Raw genomic sequence first — 328 nt, 5'->3', positions numbered from 1 at the left:
CAAGGAAGAAAAGAAAGCAACCATTCAAATCGGTGGGAAGGAAACAGCTGAACAAGCTCTTGGGATTTCAGCCGAGAAGTTAGACCTTAGTAAGCTGGACTGGAAAACGTTTGACGGTTCAGGGGATTCCAAATCAACAGCTAAAGCAGAAGAGAAAAAATCGGAAAGCTTTCAAGTACAAGTTAGCGTGGCCGATCTTCGTATTCGAAAAGAACCGTCTACTTCAGATCCCTCAGCAGGAATGATCGCAAAAGGAATTTACACCATCACGGAAACAGTGGATGCGGATGGCCATACCTGGGGCAAATTGGAATCTGGACAAGGCTGG

Annotated in this window: 1 pseudogene; it reads left to right on the top strand. The window is 45.7% G+C overall.

Annotated features, from left to right (window positions below):
- Nucleotides 1-328, top strand: a pseudogene (locus tag HMPREF2685_RS02820) (hypothetical protein); the annotation flags it as partial.

It is taken from the genome of Streptococcus sp. HMSC074F05, from assembly GCF_001808725.1.
GTDB classification, from domain to species: domain Bacteria; phylum Bacillota; class Bacilli; order Lactobacillales; family Streptococcaceae; genus Streptococcus; species Streptococcus parasanguinis_I.
Note: the sequence above shows the minus strand (reverse complement) of the source record. Positions and strands in the feature narration are given on the sequence as shown.